Here is a 6,975-nt window from a genome sequence, read left to right as displayed (position 1 = left end):
GGGCATCCCGGTCTTTCTGGCGCAGCTTGGCGGGCTTGTCCTTCCAGCCTTCCGGCACCTCGCCGGCCTTGATCGCCGCCTTCTCCTCCTCGGTATTGCGCTGCTTGGGCGCCGCGACGATCGTCGCATCAACGATCTGACCGCCCATCGCCAGATAGCCCGCCTTGGCCAGAGGGAGCATGAGGAATTGTGGGGCGGCGCCGGGACGGTTTATTCCAGCGTTGTAGGTTTTCACGGAGCTGGGGCGATTGAACAGGGCACGACGAAGCCGACGGGCCGGGTCGGACACAAGCTCATCGCTGCCAGACGGCGGTGAAGACGTCCTGCAGTTCCGGGTCTGGTTGAAGGACGTCAGCCCGATGGTGTGGCGGCGGGTTCGTGTGCTCCCAAGTACGACGCTGCGGGAGCTGCACGGCATCTTTCAGGTCGCCATGGGATGGGAAGGCATTCACCTCTACCAGTTCGTGATCCGCACGGTGCGCTATGGCTCGTGGGAGACAGGCGCGCGCCCGGCGAATGTTTCGCTTGCCGATCTGAAGCTGCGTCGTGGCAGCCGGTTCGTCTACGAGTACGACCTGAACATTCCGTGGAAGCACGAGGTCCGGCTCGAGGGGGCAGTCGCCAATCGGCAAGAGGTCATTCTCGGGCTCGGCCAACACCCGATAAGAACGGCGTCGGCGCGCAATTCGTACCCTTATAGCCTTGGTGTCTATTTGGCGTGCCAGACGGTCATCCGGCCCGTCTTGGCGGAATAGAGGGGTGCGTCGACCTCGGCGGCAGGCGTGAGACCGAGTTCTTTCGCATCCTCGTCGGAAAGGCCGAAGAACAGCCGATCATGCGCCGGATCGCCGACATGCCAGGGCGCGTCGAGTTCGAACTGGTCGCCCGGGCGATCTCCGGGGTTCATGAAGGCCTCGATCGTCAGCCCGCTCTCGCGCAGCGGATGGACGAGCCCGGCAGTCAGCGCACGGCCTTCGATGACGAGCCGCGAAGCGCCGGTGGCGTCAGCGACATGCTCGAGATTGTCGGCCGTCACCGCCCAGCCGCCGAGTTGCCGGAACTGCCGCGCGGGGCCCGTCGCAGATATCGGGTCGAGAAAGGCCGTGACGGCCAGTATCGCGAGGCTGAGGACGCCGCAGACGATGAGGTTTGCATAAAAATAGTAGGGCCGGCGATCGCGCAGGATCAGGGCGGTGGCGAGCACGACGCCGGCGGGATAGGCGGTCGCGGCCCAGTTCGCATTGGCTCGCGAGAGAAAGCCCTGAAACGTCAGTGCAAGGATCAGCGGGATTGACAGCCAGAGAAGAAGGCGGTCGGTCCGGGGCCGCTCTGAACGGAGCCCGAAGATCAGCGCGTTCAGCATCGCCCCGAAGACCACGGGCCCCGCGACGCCAAACTGCGCACCCAGGAATTCGAACCCGCCTGTGGCGTTGATGCGCGGGAGGCTCCAGCCGATATTGTCGCCGCCCACATGCCTGAAGGTCGCAAAGCCGTTGGTGGCGTTCCAGACGAGATTCGGAGCAAGGATTGCGAGGAAGATCGCTATGGCGAGGAGCGAGAGCGGCCTCCGGAGCACTCGTCGGGCATCCGCATCGACGAGTGCGACGAGGAGTGCCATGACCGGCAGGTAGACCATGGCGTATTTGGCGAGCAGCCCGATCCCCGTCGCGATCCCGAAGACGATCGCTTTTGCCGCTGTCGGGCGTTCCAGATGGGAGACGAGCGCGAGCAGCGCCACACTCCAGCAGAAGAGCAGTGGCGCGTCGGTCGTCATCAGAAAGGACGAGAGAGCGACGCCGGGCAAGATTGCGTAGAAGATGCCGGTCCAGAAGCCGGTTACGGGTCCGTAGAGTCGGCGTGCGAGGGCGGCGAGCACGAGCGCCGTGCCGAAATGGAGGAGTGGCGAAGCGGCCCGCACGCAGGCCGCGCCATTGCCGCAGACTGCCGTCTCGGCGCCGATCAGCCAGGCGATCAGCGGCGGCTTGGTGAAGTAGCCGAAGGCGAAATCCTGCGACCAGGCCCAGTATTGGGCTTCGTCGAAGCCGAGCTCGCTCGGGGAAAGGGCGAGTGCGACGAGCCTGAGAAGCGTCAGAAGCCCTAAGATGACCACGAGTGTCGCCGGTCCGAGGTCCCGGTCCTGCAGCCTTTCGGCGGCGAACGATCTTTGTTCGACGGGGGTAGTCGCAAGTAACATCGGATTCTCTTGTGAGGCGCTGGACCCTGACGGAGAGGCATGTCTCGCGCGTTTCGGTGGCGTTTTGTGCCGATCTCGTAACTGCGAAACGGTGCGGCGGTCTGGTTTCGGGTCCATGGATCGTTCGCGGAACCGTCTTCACGAAGGGAAGCGGCCGATTACCGAGCCCTCGGCGGCGCTGCGGCCTCGCGGTCCCGGCAGCGTTCGCTGTAGATCAGCATCATGTTGCGGGTATAGATGAAGAGGCCGGTCGCCTGTCCGACGATGAAGACCGGGTCATGGCGGTGGATCGCGTAGATCAGGAGCAGCGAACCGCCGAGAAGCGAAAAGCTCCAGAAGGCGACGGGAACGACGCTTCTGCGGGCTCGCTCCGAGGCGATCCACTGAACAAGGAAGCGGCCGGTGAACATCGCCTGGGCGACGAAGCCGAGAACGATCCACAGATCGAACTGCTCGACGAAGACCCGATGGAGGAAGGCAAGGATCGTGTTCATTCTATCGGATCGTTCGTTCTGAAACCGAGGGCACCTTGCGGCCGCGCCGCAAGAGCCACCAGACGCCGAAAAGGTCGAGGGCCCCGCGCGCCGCACGGTCGAAAATGCCGTAATTGGATTGCCCGAAGCGCCGCTGCCGATCGATGACGTCGCGATGCACGACGCCATAGCCTTCCCTGAGAACCAAGGCCGGAAGATAGCGGTGCCAGCCGTCGAAGAAGGGGAGCCGGCGAAAGAGATCCGTCGGCATCGCCTTCAGCCCGCAGCCGGTGTCGCGGGTATCGTCCTTGAGGATCGCCGTGCGCAGGCTGTTCGCGAAGCGCGATGAGACTTGCTTCAGCTTCGTATCGGTGCGCCTGAGACGCTGCCCGGCGGCGAGGCCGGCGGACGCTCCCGCAGCTTCCAGGGCCTCGACCAGCGCCGGGATGAACGCCGGATCATTCTGACCATCGCCGTCGATCGTCGCGACGACGTCGCCTTTCGCTGCGAGAACGCCGGTCCGCACGGCCCGGCTCTGCCCGCAGGCGTTCTCGTGGCGCAGATGCCGGACGGGGATGCCGCCTGCGTGAAGGCTCCGGAGCGCCTCCGCGGTCTCGTCGGTCGAGCCGTCGTCGACGACGACGACCTCGTAGGCACGGCCGTTCAGGGCCTCGGCGATCTCTTCGACGAGGATGAGGAGATTTCGCGCCTCGTTGCGCGCTGGGATGACCACGCTGATACATTCGAAGCGGCATGGCTGCGGCACGGCGGGCTCTTTCACGAGCATGTTGGAGCTTGTCCGGCGTTCCTGTCCCGGCTTCTCAGCTTCGCGCCGAAGGCCGGCCCTCGATCCGGTCTGGGGAGAAGGACGAAAAGCGTCATGAGGGCAGCGGTGCCCGCGCCGTCTGCACCCCGCATCTCGGCGAGCGAACGGTTTCCAGTGCAGCCGCCATCGATCGTCCAGACCGGCACGAACCGATGCAGTCCTCGCAAAATGCAATTCAGTCGAGCCCATGACATGGTCGGCGGCCGCTCAGCGAAACCAGTTTCTGAAACTCGACCGGTTGCCGCCCGAGCGAAACGTATGAGTGGTTCCCGGAATGAGGCGATAAAGTATTGCGAATATCAGTCCGCAGATGAGCCAGGCGAGGACGACATCAGAAAGGAAATGTCCGCCGAAGGCGATCCGGTTCAGCGATAGCGATACGGCATAGAGAAGCGTTATGGCTGTGGCATACGGCCTTATTTGCTTCGGCGTAATCAGGGCCGCAGCGACGAGCCAAGCTGAAGAGGACGCTTCTCCGCTGACGAACGAACAGTTTCCATCGCACCAATCGCTGACGACCCAGACCATCTGGTGGACGGCGTCCCCGCCGAAGACGTCCAGATGGACCGGTCGGGGGCGGCCCCAGAACTCCTTCAAGAGACCGTTCACGATCAGGCCCGGCCCGAGAGCGAGGCCACACAGCAACCAGACCGGCTTGCGCGCCCGAGACCAGGTCAGAGCGCCGGCGATGGCATCCCAGAGGATGCGAACCAAGATAAAAATGATCACCGCGGCCAGCGCCCAGGGAGAACTCTTGCGGAGCCATTGCAGGTTGGGATCGCTCGAGGAGACGAAGCCATAGTCGGGAGTGAAGAACCACCGGCTCACGACCAAATCGACTTCTGGAAATATCCAGAAAAACATGCTGCTTGCCACAATGGCGATCGAGAACGCGACAATCAGACGGTCCGATTTCGCGGCAGATGAAGCGGAGAGAGTTAGGGATGCGCTCATAGCCGGCGCATGCGGTGGGTAGCTTGCAGAAAACTTGCAGATCCAATCTTGCGAAAGGTTCGATGCAGCCGCTGGCAATGGGCAGCGCGCGTGGCGGTCGCGCTGGCTTGCGTGCCGTCAGCGGAAGGAGAGCATCATGTTGACCAGCCTCTGTGACGTCATGGAGAGTCGGGATGCGAATTCTGGTCGTTGAGAATGATCGCTTGTTGTCCGAGGCCTTGGAGCGACGGCTGACCGGGGCCGGCCATGCGGTCGATGTGTTCGCGACTGTGGCGGACGCCGAGGCGGCCTGGAAAATCGCGCCATACGATCTCAGCATCGTGGACATCATGCTCGACGACGGCGATGGGAGGGCGCTCGTCCGGTCTGTTCGGGCCGCCGGTCTGCGGACGCCGACCTTGATGCTCACCGCGCGAGACGAGATAGGGGACCGGGTGACCGGACTGGATGCGGGGGCTGACGACTATCTCGTCAAGCCCTTCGCAACCGAAGAACTGCTGGCACGATTGAGAGCGCTGCGACGACGCTCTGCGGAGATCACGGCGAGCGAGTTGCGCATAGGAAATCTTCTCTACGATCCTCAGAGCCCCAGCCTGACAGTGGGCGATCGAGACGTCAGGCTGACCGCTCAGGAATATGCCGCCCTCGACAAGCTGATCCGTGCCGGCGAGCGCATAACGCCGAAACGCATGCTGGGCGAGCATCTTTACGCTCTTCACCAGGACTGGTCTGACAACGCGGTCGAGACGCTGGTTCATCGGCTCCGCCGGAAGCTTCTGGAGGCGGGCGCCACGGTCGAGCTCAAGGCGCTGCGAGGTCTGGGCTACATCCTGTACGAGACCAAGGCATGAGACGACCCTATCGCCTCGATGTGAGGCTCGCGGTCGTCGTGACCGTGATATCTGCCTTGACCCTCGTGGGTGCTGGGACGATCCTGTCCATGGAGTTCCTGCGCGGCCAGTTCGCGATAGAGGAACGAGGGTTGTCCGCGCAGGTCGAGGAATGGGCGGGATTGCTTCGGCGCAATCCTGACGGCACCGTTGTGTTTGACCGCCCGGCCGACCCATCAGAAGAGATTGACCCACCCTATACGGGACTCCTGTCAGGCACACGGCCAGTGTACGGCTACACCGTTACGGATGCGACAGGGACGGTGCTGGATCGCTCCGAGGTCAACGCTCCAGCCGGACATCCCGGGCAAGCAGACACGGAACCTGTTCTACTGGTGGGACCGACGCTCGACGGCACCGGACCGGTCCTCATCGCCGAACTGTTCGTGCCGGAACTTGAGGTTTGGCTCCGACTGGCACGATCGCGCTCTGATGTTACTGCTTTGACCAACACGTTCTTTGCCCAGTCTCTCGAAGAGTTGGGTTGGGCGGCGATCGGAATGCTCATCGTCATGGTGATCACGGCCGTGAGCATCGTTCGCTTCAGTCTCTTGGGACTTCGGCGGGTGGCCGCGCAGGCCGAGCGGATCACGTTCGACAATCTGGGCCATCAGCGGCTTGCCGGCTCATCGGCACCTGCGGAAGTTCAGCCGTTGATCGCCGCCGTCAACCACGCCTTGGACAGCATAAGGGCCGGCGCCGTCGCGCAACGCGATTTTTCCATCCACGCCGCCCATGAGCTGAGGACGCCGCTAGCCGACCTCAAGCTGCGGCTGGAAGGCCTTTCATCCGATCCGGACCGTGACGCGGCCATGCAGGACATCGACGCCATGGCCCGTCTGATCGAGCAGTTGCTGCAGATCGCGCGGTTGGATGGCAGTACGGTATTGTCACTGCAAACGCTCCACCTCAACGAGACAGTAGCCCAGGTCCTCGAGGAGGCGGCCCCGCGTCTGGTGTCCGGCGGATGGTCGATTGAAGCGGACGGCCTGGACCTGCCTGTTCGGATAGTCGGCGACCCGACACTGATCGCGCTCATCCTGCGAAATCTCTTGGACAATGTCCGTAAGCACACGCCGGCAGGCACCGCAGTAAAGGTCTCCATCCGCGACGATGGAACGCTTCACTTCTCCGACACGGGGCCCGGGTTGCCACGGGGATTTCCCTGTTCAAGCTTTGCACGATTTGTTCGCGGCAATGCCGATACGCGCTCCGGAAGCGGGCTAGGCCTTTCAATATGCGAAACGGCCATGCAGCGCATGGGAGGGACCTTCGAGAGGGAACCTTCTGCGAACGGAGCAGCATTTCGAACGACCTTCCAGATCGACGGAACAGCGAGCACAACCGGCAGTCCCGAATGAACGTCGGCGCGATAGCTGAACCTTAATGTCGCTGAGGCTCTGGATCGCGAATACGACGGAGACGCTCCTTCGTTGGACAGCGTTCAGCCATTTGTGGGAGTGCCCGGCACCTGCGTGGCCTGATGCACAGATAGGCCGATGCACGGGCGCCGTCACCGTTTTGGCCATACCCAAGTCGGCGAGTTCCGATCAGGGCAGATAGTTTCGCCGAAATTCTTCTCCAACCGTATCTTGCTCACTTCGCCCTCCTGCTCGATCGCGCGGATCAGTGCCATTC

The 6,975-nt window shown here is 63.1% G+C and carries 7 protein-coding genes and 1 pseudogene; 3 read left to right on the top strand and 5 right to left on the bottom strand.

The window, feature by feature from the left end; genetic code table 11:
* Positions 1–172, bottom strand: a pseudogene (locus tag SMD10_RS22405) (IS5/IS1182 family transposase); the annotation flags it as partial.
* A gap of 208 nt (positions 173–380) precedes the next feature.
* Between SMD10_RS22405 and SMD10_RS22400 the strand changes: the two are divergent.
* Entirely contained in the window at positions 381–755 is a 375-nt protein-coding gene (locus SMD10_RS22400; protein WP_432757301.1) for an IS1096 element passenger TnpR family protein, read from the top strand.
* Here SMD10_RS22400 and SMD10_RS22395 read toward each other — a convergent pair.
* The 4 genes from SMD10_RS22395 to SMD10_RS22380 form a co-directional block, all read right to left on the bottom strand.
* Positions 710–2,194: an ArnT family glycosyltransferase gene (locus SMD10_RS22395; protein WP_331687971.1), complete on the bottom strand. Its 1,485-nt coding sequence runs from the start codon at positions 2,192–2,194 to the stop codon at positions 710–712. The two genes, SMD10_RS22400 and SMD10_RS22395, sit on opposite strands and share 46 nt — an antisense overlap.
* Positions 2,195–2,352: 158 nt before the next feature.
* Complete coding sequence (locus SMD10_RS22390; protein ID WP_331687970.1) at positions 2,353–2,688, bottom strand: lipid-A-disaccharide synthase N-terminal domain-containing protein; 336 nt, start codon at positions 2,686–2,688, stop codon at positions 2,353–2,355.
* Between the two features lies 1 nt (position 2,689).
* On the bottom strand, positions 2,690–3,433 hold the full coding sequence (locus SMD10_RS22385) for a glycosyltransferase family 2 protein (RefSeq protein WP_331687969.1): 744 nt from the start codon (positions 3,431–3,433) through the stop codon (positions 2,690–2,692).
* A gap of 267 nt (positions 3,434–3,700) precedes the next feature.
* Complete coding sequence (locus SMD10_RS22380) at positions 3,701–4,447, bottom strand: phosphatase PAP2 family protein (protein ID WP_331687968.1); 747 nt, start codon at positions 4,445–4,447, stop codon at positions 3,701–3,703.
* 173 nt (positions 4,448–4,620) lie between these two features.
* Here SMD10_RS22380 and SMD10_RS22375 point away from each other — a divergent pair, with 173 nt between their 5' ends.
* On the top strand, positions 4,621–5,298 hold the full coding sequence (locus tag SMD10_RS22375) for a response regulator transcription factor (protein ID WP_331687967.1): 678 nt from the start codon (positions 4,621–4,623) through the stop codon (positions 5,296–5,298).
* The gene (locus SMD10_RS22370) at positions 5,295–6,698 is read left to right on the top strand and encodes a sensor histidine kinase (protein WP_331687966.1); all 1,404 of its coding nucleotides are present in this window, start codon (positions 5,295–5,297) and stop codon (positions 6,696–6,698) included. The genes SMD10_RS22375 and SMD10_RS22370 overlap by 4 nt, the downstream gene beginning before the upstream one ends.
* Positions 6,699–6,975 lie beyond the last annotated feature (277 nt).

Source organism: Consotaella aegiceratis (assembly GCF_036541425.1).
Taxonomy (GTDB): domain Bacteria; phylum Pseudomonadota; class Alphaproteobacteria; order Rhizobiales; family Rhizobiaceae; genus Consotaella; species Consotaella aegiceratis.
Note: the sequence above shows the minus strand (reverse complement) of the source record. Positions and strands in the feature narration are given on the sequence as shown.